The organism is Exiguobacterium sp. s48, from assembly GCF_018617395.1.
Lineage (GTDB): Bacteria > Bacillota > Bacilli > Exiguobacteriales > Exiguobacteriaceae > Exiguobacterium.
The window spans coordinates 23,660-43,864 of record NZ_JACSKC010000007.1; the positions used below are offsets into that span (position 1 = coordinate 23,660).

Sequence of the window (20,205 nt, forward strand, 5' to 3'; positions counted from 1 at the left end):
TATGGGTTATACAATCACGGTGGTCGGACTCGGGTCCGGTGAGTTGAATCAATTACCGCTCGGGGTGTACCGCCATTTAAAACAGCAACCGCTCGTTTGGTTGCGCACGAAAGAACACCCGGTCGTTCAAGAGTTAGAGTCGGAGGGACTCGTATTCGAGTCATTTGATTCAATTTATGAATCGAGCGATACGTTTGAGGCGGTGTACGATCAAATTGTCGATACATTATTGAATAAAAGTGAAGAAATGGCCATTACGTACGCTGTACCGGGTCATCCGTTCGTCGCAGAACGCACGGTTGAGTTACTAGTAGAACGCGGAGCCGACCTTCATGTGCTCGGAGGACAAAGTTTCCTCGATGCCATGTTCCAGGCGCTTCGAATCGATCCGATCAATGGATTTCAACTGCTCGATGCGACTGCACTCGATCTTGAACGTTTGCAGGTGACTCAACATGTGCTCATCGGACAAGTGTACGATGGATTCGTAGCGGGAGATGTCAAAGTTCAACTGATGGAACGATATCCGGATGAACATCCTGTCACCCTTGTGACAGCTGCAGGCACGACACAGGAACGAATCGAGCACATTCCGTTATTCGAGATGGACCGGATAGCGGAAGTGAATAACTTGACGACGCTCTACGTTCCGCCGCTCACTGATGAATCGTATTTGGCGAAGGATTTTGCGACACTCAAACAAATCATCGCCACACTACGTGGACCAGATGGTTGTCCGTGGGACCGTAAGCAAACACACGAATCCCTTCGCAAATATCTATTGGAGGAATCGTACGAGTTAATTGAAGCGATCAATGCAGAAGATGACGACGCCATCATCGAAGAACTCGGCGATGTGTTGCTACAAGTCATGTTGCATGCCCAAATCGGAGAGGATGAAGGCTATTTCGATATTCGTGACGTAATCGGTTCAATCAGTGAAAAGATGGTGCGCCGTCATCCGCATGTCTTTGGAGAAGTCACCGTCGAAAATGCCTCTGACGTTGTGAAAAACTGGAACACGATTAAACAAGCGGAAAAAGGGGAAAAGAAACAATCGCATCTCGATGGTGTTCTCATCGACCAACCTTCATTGATGCGAGCGGAGCAACTTCAAAAGAAAGCGGCTCACGTCGGATTTGAGTGGGATGATGTATCCGGTGCCTTCGAAAAACTTGAAGAAGAGTTGAAGGAGTGGCATGAAGAACTAAGCGATGAATCAGAGCTTGGGGACGTATTGTTCTCCATCGTGAACATCGCACGATATGTCGGGCTAAATGCCGAGCAAGCATTAGAACAGACGAACCGAAAGTTCAAACGTCGATTCGAGTACATGGAAGCGAAGGGTGACCTTCAACAGATGACACTTGAACAGATGGATGCGCTTTGGAACGAGGCAAAGGAGAAAGGTTTATGAGACTAGATAAGTTTTTAAAAGTGTCACGTCTAATCAAGCGACGTACGTTGGCAAAAGAAGTAGCGGATCAAGGACGGATTCAGTTGAACGGGCAGGTTGCCAAGGCGAGTACAGAAGTAAAAGTCGGAGATGAATTACAAATTCGCTTCGGGAATAAACTAGTCACAGTCGTCATTGACTCAATCGCAGAACACGCTCGTAAAGAAGATGCGAAGGAAATGTATCGTTTACTTAAAGAAGAGAAGATGGACGGTAGTATCAACACGTAAAAAAAAGTATACTTAGTGTATTAAGAGGAGGAGGATGAGGCGATGAACGGACGTAATCCGATGGATCGACAACGGCGCATTCGAGCGTTAGATGAGCGTAGAGAACAGCTGGAAAAAGATACACATCGTCGACGAGTTCATCTTCGACGTCGCTTGGCGGCAGCCTCACTTCTCTTTCTATTTGTCATGGTATTGATTGGACAGAGTTACTTCTCGAAAGTGGGATATGTATCGGATCAACAACAAGCTTACGCACAAGCGAAAGTGGAATTGCGGGAGCAACAAGCCGAGCAGGACGAATTGAAAGAGCAAGCGGAACGTTTACAGGATGAGGATTATATCGCGAACTTGGCGCGAAACGAGCTCCTTTTCTCTAAAGATGGCGAGATTATTTTCTACTTCTCCCCTGAGGAATAAGTTGGTTCGTTGACCGTTAAGGAAACGACTCGTATAATTGTAAAGAATCAATCAAAAAAGGAGTACATTATTTTATGTCAATTGAAGTAGGAAGCAAGGTACAAGGTAAGGTTACAGGGATTACGCATTTCGGAGCGTTCGTCGAGCTCCCAAATGGCAAGACAGGATTAGTACACATCAGTGAAGTGGCAGACTCTTACGTCAAAGACATTAACGAAGTGTTGACAGTCGGTCAGGAAGTCACGGTAAAAGTGTTGAACGTCGAAAATGATGGGAAAATCGGGTTGTCCATCAAAAAAGCAGTCGATCGTCCTGTAAGTGAACGTCCTGAGCGTCCTGAACGTCCAGCTGGTGAGCGTTTCTCTCGTGGTCCACGTCCAGGTGGCCCAGGTCAAGGCGGTCCACGCGGTGGCGGTGGTCCACGCGGTGGCGGCCCACGTGGTGGTGGTCGTCGTGAACAACGCCGTGAGCCAGAAACGTTTGATACGTTGATGAGCAAGTTCTTGAAAGATAGCGACGAGCGTCTTTCGACGTTGAAACGTCAAACAGACTCAAAACGCGGTGGACGCGGAGCCAAGCGCGGGTAATCCTTCGTATACCAATTAGCTTCTACTCGTAACCATATAGGTCTTGAATAAGACGAGCCATGAACATTTTCGTTCATGGCTTTTTTTCTGTGTAAAAAAATTATGAAAAAGAACTAAAATGGTTGCTTTTTTTCGAAGAAGGGGGCAAAATAAGGAACATGAAAAAATAGTTATGTTTTATAAGTGAAGGTGGAGAGAAAAATGAATGGATGGAAACTGTGGACGGCGGAGTGGCGGAGTATCTTTAAGAACCCACGTGTGTTGGTTCCGATTCTCGCAGTCGCGCTCGTACCGTTAATGTATGCCGGTATGTTCTTATGGGCCTTTTGGGATCCATACGGACAGATGAAAGATTTACCGGTCGCCATCGTCAATGAAGACAAAGGGGCATCGTTTGAAGGGGAGTCGCTAGAGGTCGGGAATGACCTCATCGACAAGCTACTGGATTCAGAGGCCTTCGAGTTTGTCGAGACGACAAAGAAAGAAGCAGAATCTGGACTGAAAGACCATGATTACTACATGGCCATTGAGATTCCAGAAGATTTTTCGGAGAAAGCGACGACCGCTCTAGATGAACATCCGGAGCGATTGGAGCTCAAGTATATTGCGAACGAATCGTATAACTTCCTAGCCGCTCAAATCGGCGGTTCTGCAATGGAACAAGTCAAAGCAGAGCTTTCGACCGAAGTTTCGAAACAGTACGTCAGTGCATTGAAAGATGGATTGAACGATATGGCTGACGGACTCGGCGATGCTGCGGACGGTGCAACGGAACTTGCGGACGGTTCAACGTCAGCGAAAGACGGTGCTGTCAAATTAGCAGATGGAACAAAACTATTAGCTTCGAAACAGCGCGAGCTCGCAGACGGGGCAAGTCAGCTAAATGATGGAATAACTCAGTTAGCCGACGGCTCATCTGAACTTGCGGATGGAACGAAACTACTCGCTTCGAAACAGCGTGAGCTCGCTAATGGAGCAAGCCAGCTAAACGATGGAGTGGCTCAATTGGCTGACGGATCTGCCGCGCTCGCTGACGGTAGTCAGCAGGTGTACAGTGGATCAGCCTCTCTTGCGGACGGTGTTCATCGTGTCAACGATGGCGCTTCCGCGTTGCAAGACGGAACAAGTCAACTCGTCGAAGGAACAGGTGCGTTCGCATCAAAACTAGATGAACTTCACGCGGGTGCGAAGACGTTGAATCAAGGCGTTCAAGACCTCGCTGCAGGGATCAATCGCTCGAAAGAAGGCGCATCTGCATTGAATGATGGTGCGACTCAACTTGCGGGTGCATTGACAAAAGCGAAGGATGGCAATGCGGCACTGATCGCGGGTCAGACCGAAGTCGTCAATGGAATTGGTCAAATGAAGTCTGAATTGACCACGAAGCAAGATGAGTTGATTGGACAATTAACCGCACTTGCTGAGTCGGGTCAATCCGCATCACCTGAAATGCTTCAAGCCATCGCTGCACAATTAAGCGAAGGGAAGCAAGAGACGGTGGCAGGGTTTGATCAATTAGCTGCTGGCGCGACCCAAGTGAAGGATGGACAAACATCGCTCGCTTCAGGTCTTGAGCAAGCAGAAGCGGGTGCTGGGAAACTATCAGCCGGCCTTTCTGACTTGAACACAGGTCAAACGAAGTTGGCTGAAGGTGCAAACGCGCTAGCAAGCGGGTCAAGTCAAATCGAACAAGGGACGCAAACGGCGGCCGACCGTTCACAAGAACTCGTGTCAGCGAGCTCGAAACTGAACCAAGGTGCCACACAATTACAAGGTGGAACAACTGAACTCGCGACAGGAAGCGAAAAGCTCGTAGCCGCAACGGGACAGCTGTCCGAAGGAAGCGAAAAACTTGCGGATGGCGCGAAGAGTGCGAGCTCTGGTACAAGTGAGTTAGCAAGTGGTGCGAATCAGTTGGCGGATGGCGGTCAAAAACTGCAATCTGGTAGCCGCGAATTGGCAGATGGCGCGAAGAGTGCCGGAGCTGGAACAAGCAAGTTGACAGATGGTGCCAATCAACTCGCGGACGGAGGACAAGAACTTTCAAACGGTAGCGGAGAACTCGCGGACGGTATGAAAGATCTTGCATCGGGTAGTGATGAACTTCGTGACGCTCTAGTAAAAGGTGCGAAAGATGCAGACATTGGTTTAACGGATGACAACGTCGAGATGATGGCGGGACCGGTATCGCTCGTCGATAATTCGATCCACGAAGTGCCGAACTATGGTACAGGATTCGCGCCGTACTTCATGTCACTCGGACTTTTCGTTGGGGCACTCCTTCTCTCGATCGTTTATCCACTATACGATCCAGCAGGACGTCCGAAGCGTAGTCTATCATGGGTATTGTCGAAGTCTGGTGTCCTCGTCGTCGTCGGATTCTTACAAGCTTTGATTCTCGATGTGGCCATGGTGCAACTATTAGGCCTTGAAGTGAGTGAACCATTGAAATTCCTAGGGTTCAGCTGGTTGACGAGCATCACGTTCCTCTTTATCGTGCAGCTACTCGTCACAACACTCGGAAACCCTGGACGTTTCGTGGCGATCGTCTTATTGATTTTACAATTGACGACTTCTGCCGGAACGTTCCCGCTCGAATTGATTCCAAGAGCATTGCAACCGTTCAATGCGTTACTTCCAATGACGTATACGGTTGCCGGATATAAAGAAATTCTATCAGCGGACGGTGCACAATACTTGCAGACAGCGACCATCTATTTAGCGTTTGTGGCTGCTGGATGTTTCGCATTACTATGGGCGTACTTCCGAATCGCATGGAAGAAAAAATATCGCCAAGTCGCATCAGAAGCATGATGTAAAAACAGTATAAAATCGTGTATAGTGAGGAAGACGACACTATGCACGATTTTTTTATTAAAAAAATATAAAAAAAGAATTGACACTCGGATGGTGACTGGTTATTATAGAAAATGTGCTTAGGACACAACAATAACATGGCGGTGTAGCTCAGCTGGCTAGAGCGTACGGTTCATACCCGTGAGGTCGTGGGTTCGACTCCCTCCGCCGCTACCATTTTATTTAGGCCCGTTGGTCAAGCGGTTAAGACACCGCCCTTTCACGGCGGTAACACGGGTTCGAATCCCGTACGGGTCACTTAACCTAAGCGAAAAGAAGCCATCTCAATTGAGATGGCTTCTTTTGTTATATCAAGGAGGGAATGCATGAGAAAAGTACTCGTCGCCGTGTCCGGCGGGGTTGACTCCATTGTGTTGTTAGATCGACTCGTCAAACAGGGATGGGATGTAGCGGTAGCACATGTCCATCATGGTCTACGTGAAGCATCGGATGAGGAGTACACGTTCGTCTCGAACGTCGCGGCATCTTATCAGATTCCGTTTCATGGAACATCTCTCGAGTTTAAGAGAGGATCACAGGCTCGTTATCGAGAAGCCAGGTATCAATTCTTTGAAGACATCATGAATGAATATGGATACGAGACGTTGGCGACGGCCCACCACGCGGATGACGAGTTGGAAACGGTGCTCATTCAACTATACCGAAACGTGCAGGAGGTCAAAGGGATCCCGGAGAGCAGACCGTTCGGTAACGGTGTATTGATTCGTCCTTTATTGAAGGAAACGAAAGAACAGTTGATCCATTATGCGCGAATGACTGGACTTGAGTGGCGAGAAGATGTGACCAATCAGGAGCGGACGTATTTACGAAATCGAATCAGACATGAAATTGTGCCACGGTTGAAAGAGATGTGGCCGAACGTGGTGCATGAAGTCAGTGAAACGGCGAAACGGGCCCGTGCCGATTGGTATGCGCGCTATGCATTATGTGAGCGTTGGATCGATGAATACGTAGTATTCGAAATGAAAGCGTTTCATGTGAAACTCGTGGATGTTGCGCATCTATCTTCCCTTGATCGATATACAGTCGGTCGCTTGCTATCCCGTCGTTATGGGGTAGAGGTCGGTGAGGCAATCGAGAAGCTAACCGTGAGCCGAAAAGATACCGGAATCTATCATTTGACGGGAGATTGGTTCATGACGAAGCGGAATGGGGTACTTAAACTTGAACAGAACCTTAACATCAATCAACTTCCCCCGATTGAAATCGAATCGTTGCCGACGGTGATTCAATTTGGGGAGCATACGGTTTCGTTATCTGTCGTAGAAGGGCAAGAAGGTATACCGCTAGATAAAATTTCTTATCCGCTGACCGTTCGCACGATTGCACCGGGAGACCGAATGCGCTTGAACGTGGGATCGAAAAAAGTAGCACGCATTTTAATCGATGAAAAGATTGAGCGGACGATTCGCCCGACACTTCCACTACTCGAAGACGCCTCGGGACAAATTCTCGCGATTGTTGGAGTAAGAGTTTCAGAATTTCTAGACAAGTCGGATGCGATTTGCCTACGATTAATGGTAAAATGATGATTGTGTCGAAACAGAAAGAGGAGGATTTCAAGATGTCATTAATGAACGATATGGAGAAAGTTTTAATCTCACGTGAAGAGATTCAAGAAAAGGTGAAAGAACTCGCTGGAACACTGAGCGAAGACTATAAAGAAGAGTTTCCGCTTCTCGTATGTGTATTAAAAGGTGCGATGCCGTTCATGTCCGACCTCGTCAAAGAAATGGATATCCATTTAGAGATGGACTTCATGGACGTGTCGACGTATCACGGAGGAACTTCTTCAACAGGTGAAGTAAAAATCGAGAAAGATTTAAATACATCTGTAGAAGGACGCGACATCTTGATTGTAGAAGATATTATTGATAGTGGATTGACGCTTGGTTACCTCGTCGATCTTCTTAAATACCGTAAAGCGAAGTCTGTGAAGATTGTCACGCTTCTCGACAAGCCGACAGGTCGTAAAAATGGTTTATCAGCAGACTATAGCGGTTTCGTGATTCCACACGAATTCGTTGTCGGTTACGGTCTCGATTATGAAGAGAAATATCGTAACCTTCCTTACGTCGGTGTGCTCAAACCGAGCGTTTACGGGGGCTAACGTTTTTCTTTTGAAAATGTGACGTGGTAAGATAAAGGAAATCCCCAAAGTATAGGCATATACTGAATGGGCGAGAACATCGTTTCTCGGAATAGGAGGCAGAGAATGAATCGTGCAGTGAAAAACACATTGGTTTTTGGTGTGATTTTCCTAGCCTTGATCTTGTTCCTTCAATATTTGCAGAATCCGAATAGTCAGAGTGAAACGCTCTCGTATTCGAAATTCCTACAATATGTGGAAGATGATCGGATTGAGACGGCAACCGTACAAGAAATCCCGGGGGCTATCTCGATTACAGGCGATCTTACAGGAGATGAAGACCAGCGTTATGAAACAAACATTCCAGCGAACGAAGCGGAATATGCGGATGTATTAACGCAGCTTCGTGCGAATACGGATATTCAAATCGAGGAGGCTGAATCGAACAGTAGTTGGTTCAGCATCGTCTTCGCGATTTTACCGTTCATTATCATCTTCATCTTGTTCTTCTTCTTGTTGAACCAGGCGCAAGGTGGTGGCGGTGGTGGTCGTGTGATGAACTTCGGAAAATCGAAGGCGAAACTATACGACCAAGAAAAACGTCGCGTCACATTCAAAGATGTGGCTGGGGCGGACGAAGAGAAGCAAGAACTCATTGAAGTCGTTGAATTCTTGAAAGATCCTCGCAAATTCTCGAAACTCGGCGCACGTATTCCAAAAGGGGTCTTACTCGTTGGTCCTCCAGGGACAGGTAAAACACTCTTGGCTCGTGCGGTAGCCGGTGAAGCCGGTGTTCCGTTCTTCTCGATCTCAGGTTCGGACTTCGTTGAGATGTTCGTCGGGGTCGGGGCATCACGTGTTCGTGACTTATTCGAAAACGCGAAAAAGAATGCACCATGTATCATCTTCATCGATGAAATTGATGCGGTCGGTCGCCAACGTGGTGCCGGTCTCGGTGGTGGACACGATGAGCGTGAACAAACATTGAACCAACTCCTTGTTGAGATGGATGGATTCAGTGATAACGAAGGGATCATCATGGTTGCGGCGACAAACCGTCCGGATATCCTTGACCCAGCCCTCCTTCGTCCAGGTCGTTTTGACCGTCAAATCACGGTCGATCGTCCGGATGTCAAGGGACGCGAAGAAGTATTGAAAGTCCATGCACGCAACAAGCCACTCGATTCGACGGTAGACTTGAAGTCGATCGCACAACGTACGCCTGGTTTCTCTGGGGCAGACTTAGAAAACCTCTTGAACGAAGCAGCGCTCGTTGCGGCACGTTCGAACCGTACAGCCGTTTCAGTGGTTGATGTGGAAGAAGCGATTGACCGTGTCATCGCCGGTCCTTCGAAGAAGAGCCGCATCATCTCGGAAAAAGAGCGCAACATTGTTGCATATCACGAAGCAGGTCACACAATCATCGGTCTCGAGCTTGAGAATGCGGATGAAGTACACAAAGTGACGATCGTTCCACGCGGAAACGCGGGCGGATATGTCGTCATGCTTCCGAAAGAAGATCGTTACTTCATGACAAAACCAGAACTCGAAGACAAGATTGTCGGTCTTCTTGGTGGGCGCGTCGCTGAAGATGTCATCTTTGGTGAAGTGTCGACCGGGGCGAGCAATGACTTCCAACGTGCGACTGGTATCGCACGTAAGATGGTCATGGATTACGGGATGAGTGATAAACTCGGACCGCTCCAACTCGGTTCAAACCATGGCGGACAAGTCTTCCTTGGTCGCGATTTCCAGACAGAGCAGAACTACTCCGATGCGATCGCGCAAGAAATCGATTTGGAGATTCGAGACATCATCAATCGCTGTTACGCGAAAGCGAAACAGATTTTGACAGAACGTCGCGAAGATCTCGAACTCGTTGCGAAGACGTTGCTTGATGTCGAAACGCTCGACTCGAAACAGATTCGTCATTTGATCAAGACACGCGAATATCTCCCGCATGAGCCGGAAGAGGACGTGGATGGATCGGTGGATGCGGACGACGCAGCGAAGAAAGATGAGGCAGCCGTTCAACACGGTCAAGTCGTCGATCAACCTGAAGTTGTCCAGGACAGCCAGCCGGATGTCGTACCTGAAGGCGATAAGCCAGAAGCGACACCGACAGAACGTCCGAATAACGAATCACGTTAATGAATGAGACGAATGCCCTTCACGAGGCATTCGTCTTTTTTCGTGTTATAATTCGAGCGAACTGCAATTGACAACAAAGTGAGGAACTATATCATGATTTTAGTGATTGATGTTGGAAATACAAATATTGTTCTCGGGATGTACGATGGAGATCATCTCGTACACCATTGGCGCATCTCAACCGATCGTACAAAAACAACGGATGAATACGGCATGCTTGTGAAATCGCTATTCGACCATTCGAACGTCTCGTTCGATCAAGTCGAAGGTGTCATCTTATCCTCTGTCGTACCTCCTGTTATTTTCCCACTTGAACAAATGTCACAACGATACTTCAATGTACGTCCAATCGTTGTGGGACCAGGTGTGAAGACAGGGTTGGACATTCACGTCGAGAATCCTCGCGAAGTCGGGGCCGACCGAATTGTCAACGCGGTAGCAGGGATCGCCAAATATGACGGTCCGCTCATAATTGTTGATTTTGGAACGGCAACCACGTATTGTTACATCGATGAGAAACGTCGTTACCATGGCGGAATCATCTCACCGGGTATCATGATCTCAGTGGAGGCGCTCTATCAGCGTGCCGCTAAACTACCTCGGATTGAATTGGCGACCCCACCGACAGTCATTGGAAAGAACACGATTCAAGCGATGCAGTCCGGAACGTATTACGGGTATGTGGCCCAAGTGGATGGTATTGTGAATCGAATGAAGCGCGAAGTCGGTGAAGCGACCGTCATTGCGACGGGCGGACTGGCACGATTGATCAGTGAACATGCAGAGACGATCGACCATGTGGATTCGTTCCTGACACTCGAAGGCCTTCGTCTCATTTACGAGCGCAATCAAAAGTAAACTAAAGGAGTTAAATCATATGATTCATACAGAACAACAAGCATTACTCGATCAGATGAAAGATGACTATCTCGTTCGTGCCCTCGGTTTTAACGGAGAAGTCCGTGCCTTTGCTGCACGTACGACAAAAACGGTGTATGAAACTCAACTTCGTCACCAGACGACACCGGTTGCTTCAGCTGCCCTCGGACGGACGATGACAATCGGCTCGATGATTGGAGCGATGCAAAAAGGTGCAGCGCGCGTCACGCTTAAAGTAGAAGGTGATGGTCCAATCGGGAAAATCATCGTGGACGCAGATACAGCAGGAGATGTCCGTGGATACGTATCGTACCCGCGTGTCGATGGCGGAACATTCGTCAACGAACAAGGGATGACGAAGTTGAAAGTCGGTGAAGCTGTCGGGAAAGGAACGATTTCCGTCATCAAAGACTTAGGATTGAAAGACTATGTCGGAGGATCTTCAGAGATTCAAACGGGCGAAATCAGTGAAGACTTCACGTACTACTTCGCAACATCTGAACAAGTGCCATCAGTCGTCGGAGCAGGTGTCCTCGTCTTACCGGAAGACGAATCCATTCTTGCTGCAGGCGGAATCATCGTCCAGTTACTTCCGAATGCATCTGAAGAGACGGTTCAAGCGCTCGAAACAGCGCTTCAAACGTTCCCACCCGTATCTGTCCTAATCGGGGAAGAAAAAACACCAGAAGAAATGCTTCAATTACTCCTTGGTGACAGCCTCGATGTCCTCGACACGAACCCGATTCAGTTCAACTGCACATGCAGTCGTGAACGAATGGAAAGCGCCATTATCGGTCTCGGAAAAGAAGAGATTCGTCAGATGATTGAAGAAGATGGCGGAGCCGAGGCAGTTTGCCATTTCTGTGGTGAAAAGTATCATTTCTCAGCTGAACAGTTAGAGACGATGAAAGGACAGGCGCAATCGTAAGCAACGTTCCAAATTGCATATTTTCAATTCGATAGGGTATGATAACAATATCGGAATAGTCGGAATTATGAAGGAGGAAATGGAATGCGAATCGTAAACTCAGTAACAGACTTGATTGGAAAGACCCCAATTGTGAAATTGAATGGGATGACTGGACCAGAGGATGCCAACGTGTATCTGAAGCTCGAATATATGAATCCAGGATCAAGCGTCAAAGATCGGATTGCCCTTGCTATGATCGAAGCGGCTGAAAAAAATGGTATCTTGAAGCCGGGTGATACCATCATCGAGCCGACAAGCGGGAACACAGGTATCGGTCTCGCCATGGTTAGTGCCGCAAAAGGATATACGGCCATTCTCGTCATGCCTGAGACGATGAGCATGGAACGCCGGAACCTCCTTCGCGGATATGGAGCCGAACTCATTTTAACCCCAGGACCTGAAGGGATGGGTGGTGCGATTCGTCGCGCCACGGAAGAAGCAGAGAAACATGGCTACTTCCTCCCGCAACAATTCAACAACGCAGCCAACCCGAACGTCCACGAAATGACGACGGGACCTGAGATTGTGGAGGCGTTTGAAGAATCAGGACTTTCTGTGGACGCGCTCATTGCGGGTGTCGGGACAGGCGGTACCATTACCGGTGCAGGTAAAGTCGTGAAAGCGAAGTACCCAGACGTCAAAATTCTCGCCGTTGAACCGGTCGATTCACCTGTCTTATCGGGCGGGAAGCCGGGACCTCATAAGATTCAAGGAATTGGGGCTGGATTCGTTCCATCAATCCTCGATACAGAGATTTATGAAGGTGTTCTTCAAATCACGACAGAGCAAGCGTTTGAGTACGCTCGCCAAGCGGCACGCACGAATGGTGTCCTCGGTGGGATTTCTTCAGGGGCCGCCATTGCAGCGGCACTTGATACGGCGAAACGCCTCGGTAAAGGGAAAAATGTATTGGCGATTATCCCGTCAAACGGGGAACGTTACTTGAGCACACCGCTTTATCAATTCGATGAAGAATCAAACGAAAGTCGCGTATAACAATTCAGGCAGTAATCGAGAGACATTCTCTTTCGGTTGCTGCCTTTTCTTGTGTACAATAAAAGGCATGAATGAATAGACGGAGGAATGACCAGTGAGATCGACAGCGTTCAGAACGAAGCGGATGACGAAAGAAAAGATGTATGAGGCATATATGACGTTGACGGCAGACCAGCCGTACCATGCATGGCTAGAAAGTGGAAGGGCGGGACGATATACGATTGCGGGCATCGAACCGTTCGGTCGCTTCCATGTAAAAGATGGTGTCGGTCTTTTGCATGTAGGGGAAACAACTGAAACGATGTATGGGAAACCGCTCGAGTTGGTCAGTGAAGTTCGACAACGTTTTGAGGCTGAACGACCGGAAGGGGCACCCCCCTTCTTCGGTGGCATGATTGGGTATGTCAGCTATGACGTGGCTCGAACGATTGAACGACTCCCTGATCAGGCAGAGGATGATTTATCGACGCCGGACGTCTCGTTTCTTTTGTTTGACGAAGTAGCTGTGTTCGACGAGGAGAGTTCGATCCTTTACTTGATGGTCACGGCAGAGGGTGATGCTGAACGTAAAGCGGATCGATTGGCAGCCATGTGGAACGTCGAATCCCATTTTGCATTCAAGCCGACTGAACAATTGCCTGTCGAGCGTTCGCGTTCCATGTCTCAGGACGAATTTGTGGAGGCAGTCAAGCGGATTCAGTCATATATTGTGGAAGGGGACGTGTTCCAAGTGAACTTGAGCGTTCGTCAATCTGAACCACTTCTCGCCGATCCGCGTCGTGTATACGATACGCTTCGTCAAATGAATCCATCTCCGTACATGGGATACTTTGTGGATGATGCCTTGACAATGGTCTCCGCTTCACCGGAACTGTTGATCGAAAAGCACGGATCTGACATCTCGACGCGCCCGATTGCGGGTACCCGTCCACGTGGGAAAGATGATGCGGAAGATTTGGAATTGGCCAATACACTTCTTGAAAACGAGAAAGAGCGGGCGGAACACGTCATGCTCGTCGATCTCGAACGGAACGACCTTGGCAAGGTAGCGGCATATGGCAGTGTACACGTCGATGAATTGATGGTGATTGAGAAGTATTCACACGTACAGCATATCGTCTCGAACGTACGTGGCACGATTCGCGAAGACATATCAGGAGCCGAAGCACTGGCAGCGATGTTCCCAGGTGGCACGATCACCGGAGCTCCGAAAATCCGGACGATGGAAATTATCGAAGAACTCGAACCAGTTCGCCGGGGATTATACACCGGGTCATATGGATGGTTAAGTTGGGACGACGACCTCGTCTTTAACATCACCATTCGAACGATGGTCGTGAAAGAAGGGATGGCATACGTTCAGGCCGGAGCAGGAATCGTCATCGACTCGGACCCGGTTTCTGAGTACGAAGAATCACTGTCCAAAGCGAAGGCGCTATGGGCAGCGAAACAACTAACGGAGGAGACGACATGATTGTACTAATCGACAACTATGACTCATTCACATATAACTTAGTGCAGTATTTTGGGGAACTCGGTGAAGAACTGGTCGTGTATCGAAACGATGAAATCACGATTCAAGAGATTGAGGCACTTGCCCCGAGCTATCTTGTCATTTCTCCAGGTCCTTGTACACCGAACGAAGCGGGAATCAGTATCGAAGCAATCCAAACGTTCGCAGGCCGTATTCCGATTTTAGGGGTTTGCCTCGGTCATCAAGCGATTGCGCAAGCGTTCGGCGGAGAAGTTATTCATGCGGAGCGGCTCATGCATGGAAAAACATCGAAGATTCAACATGACGGAAAGTCGATTTTCAAAGGTATTCCTCAACAAACCATTGTGACCCGCTATCATTCGTTAGCCGTGGAACGTTCGTCTCTACCGGAATGTCTCGCAGTCACTGCAGAGACGGAGACTGGGGAAATCATGGCGCTCCGTCATCGAACACTTCCGATTGAAGGGGTGCAATATCACCCTGAAGCGATTTTGACCGAGCATGGAAAAGACATGATTCAAAACTTTATTGAGGAGTATCGTCATGTGGTATTGGCATAACGGGGAGGTAATCGAACGAGAAAAAGTATGGATCCCGGTTGAGGATCATGGTTTCTTGTATGGAATGGGATTGTTCGAGACGTTTCGCACATACAATTCCGTCCCTTTTCTGTTCGATGCCCATTGGGAGCGTTTGATGAAGAGTCTCGATGAGTTGTGGATTCACTTTCCGTATACGAAAGCAGACATCGAGGCGGCGATTCAGCAACTGTGCCGGCAAAACGATGCACCCAACCTCTATATCCGTTTGAACGTATCGGCAGGGGTTGCGCCACTTGGTCTTCATGCCGGGCGTTATGAGGCGCCGAACGTCACGATGATCGTCAAACCACTGCCGGAAGCAGTCGAGCCACAGGAGAAACAGGTCGAATCGATCCCGTTCCCAAGAAGCCGTCCAGAAGCAGCATTTCGATTAAAATCGCATCATTACATGAACAATATCCTTGGGAAACGGACCTTACAAGACCAGAGTGCTGAAGGGCTGTTTGCGGATGAACACGGATATGTAGTGGAAGGGCTCGTGTCGAACATCTTTTGGGTCGGTTCGGATGATGTGTTATGCACGACGCCCCTTTCGAGTGGAGCGCTCGCAGGTGTGACGCGGAACTGGGTGATGAAACATTTTCCTGTGGTCGAGCAACCAATCACATTTGCAGAATTAGCTGTAGCGAAAGAGATATGGATGACGAATTCAATCCAACAAATCGCTCCGGTGACGCATTATCAGAATCATCATTATCCCGGAAAAGACGGGAGTCGATTTAAAGAAGTGTGGGCGAAACTGATTCGCTCTATTGGTTAGGAGGCGGAAACATGACGAAAATCATGGGTATTTTAAACGTGACCCCGGACTCGTTTTCGGATGGGGGACGATATACGGCAATCGAGGAGGCCGTGCGACATGCGAAACAACTCGTTCAAGATGGCGCCGATGCGATTGATGTCGGGGGGGAATCGACGCGTCCGGGTGCAATCCTTGTTTCTGCTGAAGAAGAGATTGAGCGGGTCGTCCCGATTATTCAACGACTGAGAAAAGAAGTCGATGTTCCGATTTCGATTGATACGTATAAGCCGACGGTTGCGAAAGCGGCATTAGAGGCCGGTGCAACGATCATCAATGACGTGTGGGGTTCGAAATGGGGAGACCGCTCGATGGCACGGGTTGCTTTCGAATATGGGGTTCCCATCATTCTCATGCACAACCGGGAAGACCGGGATTATCATCATTTCGTTGAAGACGTCGTCCGCGACTTGCAAGAATCGATCGACATCGCGCATGCGGCAGGCGTAAAAGATGAGCACATTTGGTTAGACCCGGGCATTGGGTTTGCGAAAGACGTGACGCAAAACCTTGAGCTCATGGACCATCTCGATGTGATTACACGTCTCGGGTATCCTGTGCTACTCGGTACGTCGCGCAAATCGTTTATCGGGCAGACGCTCGATTTACCGACAGAGGAGCGGCTCGAAGGGACGATCGCGACGACGTGTCTCGGAATCATGAAAGGATGCGACTGGGTGCGTGTTCACGATGTCAAAGAGAACGCCCGTGCGGCAAAGATGATGGATGCGATGATCGGAGGAAGTAGACGTGGATAAAATTTTTGTGAACGGGATGCGCTTTTATGGGTACCACGGAGTATTTGAAGAAGAGAATCGTCTCGGGCAACGGTTTCACGTGGATTTAATGTGTGAACTGGACCTCGCGCCTGCGGGACGTTCGGATGATTTGAATAACGGGGTCAGCTATGCCGGCTTGTATCAATTGACGGAAGACATTGTGACGGGTGAACCGGTCAATTTACTCGAAACACTTGGAGAACGCATCACGACAGCCGTGTTGGCGCATCATGATTTGATTCAACGTGTGACGGTTAAAGTGATTAAACCGGATCCACCCATCCCGGGACACTATGACTCGGTGGCAATCGAAATGACAAGGGGACGGATGTCATGATTTATGTTGCATTAGGAGCAAACATCGGAGATCGGGCTGGACAATTGTCTGCCGCGATCGATGAGATGGAGCGGGTAGGTCTCCACGTCACGAAGCAGTCGTCGGTTTATGAGACGGCCCCTGTCGGATATACAGAGCAACCTTCGTTTTATAACATGGTCGTTGAAGTGAAGAGTCGCCAATCCGCGGAGGAACTGCTCCAAACGCTCCAACAAATCGAACAACGATTAGGACGGGAACGTCTATTTAAGAATGGTCCGCGTACCATCGACCTTGACATCCTCTTTTATAATGGGGAAGATATACAATCAGAACACTTAACGGTTCCGCATCCGCGTATGCAGGAACGGGCATTTGTGCTCGCCCCGTTAGCGGAGATTGCACCGGAACTAATTGTAAAAGGACGAACAGTCACTTCTTGGCTTGACGAGTTACCGAGGATAGACCGCGAAGATGTCGTTCAGTTATCGTTGCTTACGAATTTGGTGAAATGAAGGATGTGTTGTCTTGACAGGCTTTAAGATTGGAAACATAGAGATTAAAAACCGTGCGGTCCTCGCGCCGATGGCCGGCGTGACGAACCCCGCTTTCCGCTTGATCGCAAAAGAGTTCGGAGCAGGGCTCGTTTGTGCCGAGATGGTGAGCGATAAAGGCATCTTGCTCGAGAACGCTCGGACGATGCGTATGCTATATGTCGATGAACGGGAGAAACCGCTCAGTTTACAAATCTTTGGCGGTTCGAAAGATACACTCGTCAAAGCGGCACAGTACGTCGACCAAAACACGAATGCAGATATTATTGATATCAACATGGGGTGTCCCGTTCCAAAAGTGACGAAGTGTGATGCTGGGGCGAAGTGGTTACTCGACCCGGATAAAGTGTACGAAATGGTCAATGCCGTCACCAATGTCGTCGAAAAACCGGTCACGGTGAAAATGCGCCTCGGCTGGGATGATGAACATATCTTTATTTTGGATAACGTCAAAGCGGCTCAGACGGGTGGAGCGGCAGCGGTTGCCATTCACGGACGCACACGGGCACAACAATATGAAGGAACTGCAAATTGGGATTGGATTGGCGAGGCGAAGAAAGTAGCCACCGTACCGATTATCGGGAATGGTGATATCGCGACTCCTCAAGATGCGAAGCGTGTCATCGACCAATACGGTGTGGATGCCGTCATGATCGGTCGCGCTGCACTCGGGAACCCGTGGATGCTTTATCAAACGGTTCAGTACCTTGAAACAGGTGAACTTCCGCCGGAACCAGAGGCTCGGGAGAAAATCGATATTTGTATGCTCCATCTCGATCGGTTGAGTGCAATCAAAGGTGAACTGACGGCCGTTCGCGAAATGCGTCAACATGCAGCCTGGTACTTGAAGGGGTTGAAGGGGAGCGGTCCAATTCGTAAGCAAATCAACGAAACGGAATCACGCGAAGCGTTTGCGGCGGTTCTTTATGGGTTTGTCGATCAACTTGAGCGACAACTGTCAGAAGTGTGAACTAGAGAAATGAACTAATTTATGGTAAGCTTGTTTGGCGAAAAAGTGCACCACAACGAATGAACGGCTTCGGCTGTGCTGTTGACCATCGGGTCGACAGTTTTTTGTTAGGGATAAACCAATATGGATAGAGGAGTGAATGGAATAGTGAGCAACGAGTTGGAAATGAATGATCAAATGCAGGTTCGTTTTGAGAAGATGACCGACATGCGCGAACGTGGTCTAGACCCGTTCGGTCATCGCTTTGATCGTTCTGCGCACGCAGGTGAACTACATGAGCAGTATGAATCAATTGAAAAAGAGGCTTTGGCTGAACAAGATGTCGAAGTGACATTGGCAGGTCGTATCATGACGAAACGTGGGAAAGGGAAAGTATTCTTTGCCCACATTCAAGATGTGACGGGTCAAATTCAAATTTATGTTCGCAAAAATGATGTCGGTGATGAGCCATTTGACTTGTTCAAATCTTCAGACCTTGGTGACATCGTCGGTGTGAAAGGGAAGCTCTTTAAAACCAACGTCGGTGAGCTCTCGATTCACGTAGAAGAGTTTGAATTATTGACGAAGGCCCTTCGCCCGCTTCCTGATAAATATCATGGATTGAAAGATGTGGAGCAACGCTATCGCCAACGCTATCTTGACTTGATCACAAACCAAGATTCGCGTCAGACATTTATTTTACGTAGCCGCATCATTTCGGAGATTCGTAACTTCTTAAACCAAAAAGGATATTTAGAAGTAGAAACACCGATGTTACACACGATTGCCGGTGGAGCAGCAGCGCGTCCGTTCTTAACGCACCATAATGCATTGGATATGGAACTATACATGCGTATTGCAATCGAACTTCACTTGAAACGCTTGATCGTTGGTGGACTCGAGCGCGTTTATGAAATCGGACGTGTCTTCCGTAACGAAGGGATTTCAACACGTCACAACCCTGAATTCACGATGATCGAATTGTATGAGGCGTATGCAGATTACAATGACATCATGGATTTGACGGAAGAATTGGTTGCGCACGTGGCGAAAGAAGTGCTCGGCACCACAGATGTACAATATGGTGAAGATACGATCCACCTTGGCATCGGTTGGAAACGTGCACACATGGTCGACCTTGTTAAAGAAGAGACAGGTGTAGACTTCTGGCAACAAATGTCCGATGAAGAAGCACGCGCCCTCGCTAAAGAGCATGGTGTAGAAGTGCAAGATCATATGACGTTTGGTCATATCGTGAATGAATTCTTCGAGCAGAAAGTGGAAGAGACATTGCTTCAACCGACATTTGTCACAGGACACCCTGTTGAAGTGTCGCCATTGGCGAAGAAGAACGAAACAGACCCACGCTTCACGGATCGCTTTGAATTGTTCATCGTTCGTCGTGAACATGCGAATGCCTTCACGGAGTTAAACGACCCGATCGATCAACGTGAGCGTTTTGAAGCGCAGTTGCTTGAAAAAGAAGCAGGGAACGATGAAGCGCACGAACTCGATAACGATTTCCTTGAGGCGCTTGAATATGGTATGCCGCCGACAGGAGGACTCGGAATCGGGATTGACCGTCTCGTCATGCTATTGACGAACGCACCTTCAATCCGCGACGTTCTTCTTTTCCCAACAATGCGTCATCAACAATAATGGATTGTAGAGGCCGAATCATACGAGAGTGTGATTCGGCTTTTTTTATTATTTAGTTAAGAAACGCGTAGGTAAGCCATTGAATAGGAGAAATCATCTAGGGGGAAAACTTTTTTGAAAAAACTTTAAGAAAAACCCTTGCGTTAATGAGAGGTGTGGGGTAAAGTAATAAACGTTGCCGCTGATGGCAGCGGAAAAGAAATAAAAAAAGTGGTTGACAACTGTGTCGATGACTTGTATTATTTTAAGAGTCGCAAAGAGCGACAGACGAACTTTGAAAACTGAACGATGAGGCAAAAATAAGTTTTATCATTTTTGAATGAAGCGCAAGCTTCGTCAATTTAAGAGCTATATCAAATTCTTTGGAGAGTTTGATCCTGGCTCAGGACGAACGCTGGCG

The 20,205-nt window shown here is 48.4% G+C and carries 19 protein-coding genes and 2 tRNA genes; all 21 read left to right on the forward strand.

Going from position 1 to position 20,205, the window contains the following annotated elements:
- The first annotated feature begins 1 nt into the window (after position 1).
- The 21 genes from yabN (at position 2) to lysS (ending at position 19,805) form a co-directional block, all read left to right on the forward strand.
- Positions 2–1,417 (forward strand): bifunctional methyltransferase/pyrophosphohydrolase YabN, encoded by a 1,416-nt coding sequence (gene yabN, locus KNO66_RS14510; RefSeq protein ID WP_214743107.1) that lies wholly within the window; start codon positions 2–4, stop codon positions 1,415–1,417.
- Positions 1,414–1,686, forward strand: coding sequence for an RNA-binding S4 domain-containing protein (locus tag KNO66_RS14515; protein ID WP_214743108.1), 273 nt, complete (start codon positions 1,414–1,416; stop codon positions 1,684–1,686). The genes yabN and KNO66_RS14515 overlap by 4 nt, the downstream gene beginning before the upstream one ends.
- Positions 1,687–1,728: 42 nt before the next feature.
- Positions 1,729–2,103, forward strand: a complete 375-nt coding sequence (locus KNO66_RS14520) for an FtsB family cell division protein (protein ID WP_214743109.1) — start codon at positions 1,729–1,731, stop codon at positions 2,101–2,103.
- Between the two features lie 74 nt (positions 2,104–2,177).
- Positions 2,178–2,690 (forward strand): S1 domain-containing RNA-binding protein, encoded by a 513-nt coding sequence (locus tag KNO66_RS14525; protein WP_012727724.1) that lies wholly within the window; start codon positions 2,178–2,180, stop codon positions 2,688–2,690.
- Between the two features lie 201 nt (positions 2,691–2,891).
- The gene (locus KNO66_RS14530; protein WP_214743110.1) at positions 2,892–5,504 is read left to right on the forward strand and encodes a YhgE/Pip domain-containing protein; all 2,613 of its coding nucleotides are present in this window, start codon (positions 2,892–2,894) and stop codon (positions 5,502–5,504) included.
- A 142-nt stretch (positions 5,505–5,646) separates the two neighbouring features.
- Positions 5,647–5,723, forward strand: a tRNA-Met gene (locus KNO66_RS14535).
- Positions 5,724–5,732: 9 nt separating this feature from the next.
- Positions 5,733–5,804, forward strand: a tRNA-Glu gene (locus KNO66_RS14540).
- Positions 5,805–5,872: 68 nt separating this feature from the next.
- Positions 5,873–7,096 carry a tRNA lysidine(34) synthetase TilS gene (gene tilS, locus KNO66_RS14545; protein WP_214743111.1) on the forward strand — a complete coding sequence of 408 codons (1,224 nt, stop codon included), beginning with the start codon at positions 5,873–5,875 and terminating at the stop codon, positions 7,094–7,096.
- Positions 7,097–7,131: 35 nt separating this feature from the next.
- Positions 7,132–7,677 carry a hypoxanthine phosphoribosyltransferase gene (gene hpt, locus KNO66_RS14550; RefSeq protein WP_214743112.1) on the forward strand — a complete coding sequence of 182 codons (546 nt, stop codon included), beginning with the start codon at positions 7,132–7,134 and terminating at the stop codon, positions 7,675–7,677.
- A 105-nt stretch (positions 7,678–7,782) separates the two neighbouring features.
- Complete coding sequence (gene ftsH / locus KNO66_RS14555) at positions 7,783–9,807, forward strand: ATP-dependent zinc metalloprotease FtsH (protein ID WP_214743113.1); 2,025 nt, start codon at positions 7,783–7,785, stop codon at positions 9,805–9,807.
- 93 nt (positions 9,808–9,900) lie between these two features.
- Positions 9,901–10,665, forward strand: a complete 765-nt coding sequence (locus tag KNO66_RS14560) for a type III pantothenate kinase (protein WP_074035307.1) — start codon at positions 9,901–9,903, stop codon at positions 10,663–10,665.
- Positions 10,666–10,684: 19 nt separating this feature from the next.
- Positions 10,685–11,614 (forward strand): Hsp33 family molecular chaperone HslO, encoded by a 930-nt coding sequence (gene hslO, locus KNO66_RS14565; protein WP_285800765.1) that lies wholly within the window; start codon positions 10,685–10,687, stop codon positions 11,612–11,614.
- A gap of 84 nt (positions 11,615–11,698) precedes the next feature.
- On the forward strand, positions 11,699–12,652 hold the full coding sequence (cysK, locus tag KNO66_RS14570; protein ID WP_214743114.1) for a cysteine synthase A: 954 nt from the start codon (positions 11,699–11,701) through the stop codon (positions 12,650–12,652).
- A 94-nt stretch (positions 12,653–12,746) separates the two neighbouring features.
- Positions 12,747–14,126, forward strand: coding sequence for an anthranilate synthase component I family protein (locus tag KNO66_RS14575; RefSeq protein WP_353048577.1), 1,380 nt, complete (start codon positions 12,747–12,749; stop codon positions 14,124–14,126).
- Complete coding sequence (pabA, locus tag KNO66_RS14580) at positions 14,123–14,707, forward strand: aminodeoxychorismate/anthranilate synthase component II (RefSeq protein WP_214743115.1); 585 nt, start codon at positions 14,123–14,125, stop codon at positions 14,705–14,707. Before KNO66_RS14575 ends, pabA begins: the two co-directional genes overlap by 4 nt.
- On the forward strand, positions 14,691–15,509 hold the full coding sequence (locus KNO66_RS14585) for an aminotransferase class IV (RefSeq protein ID WP_214743116.1): 819 nt from the start codon (positions 14,691–14,693) through the stop codon (positions 15,507–15,509). Before pabA ends, KNO66_RS14585 begins: the two co-directional genes overlap by 17 nt.
- 11 nt (positions 15,510–15,520) lie before the next feature.
- Positions 15,521–16,306 (forward strand): dihydropteroate synthase, encoded by a 786-nt coding sequence (gene folP, locus KNO66_RS14590; RefSeq protein WP_214743117.1) that lies wholly within the window; start codon positions 15,521–15,523, stop codon positions 16,304–16,306.
- Positions 16,299–16,664 (forward strand): dihydroneopterin aldolase, encoded by a 366-nt coding sequence (gene folB, locus KNO66_RS14595; RefSeq protein WP_214743118.1) that lies wholly within the window; start codon positions 16,299–16,301, stop codon positions 16,662–16,664. The genes folP and folB overlap by 8 nt, the downstream gene beginning before the upstream one ends.
- The gene (gene folK, locus KNO66_RS14600; protein ID WP_214743119.1) at positions 16,661–17,158 is read left to right on the forward strand and encodes a 2-amino-4-hydroxy-6-hydroxymethyldihydropteridine diphosphokinase; all 498 of its coding nucleotides are present in this window, start codon (positions 16,661–16,663) and stop codon (positions 17,156–17,158) included. The genes folB and folK overlap by 4 nt, the downstream gene beginning before the upstream one ends.
- 70 nt (positions 17,159–17,228) lie before the next feature.
- Positions 17,229–18,167 carry a tRNA dihydrouridine synthase DusB gene (gene dusB, locus KNO66_RS14605; RefSeq protein WP_483299198.1) on the forward strand — a complete coding sequence of 313 codons (939 nt, stop codon included), beginning with the start codon at positions 17,229–17,231 and terminating at the stop codon, positions 18,165–18,167.
- Between the two features lie 147 nt (positions 18,168–18,314).
- Positions 18,315–19,805, forward strand: coding sequence for a lysine--tRNA ligase (gene lysS / locus KNO66_RS14610; RefSeq protein ID WP_214743121.1), 1,491 nt, complete (start codon positions 18,315–18,317; stop codon positions 19,803–19,805).
- Positions 19,806–20,205 lie beyond the last annotated feature (400 nt).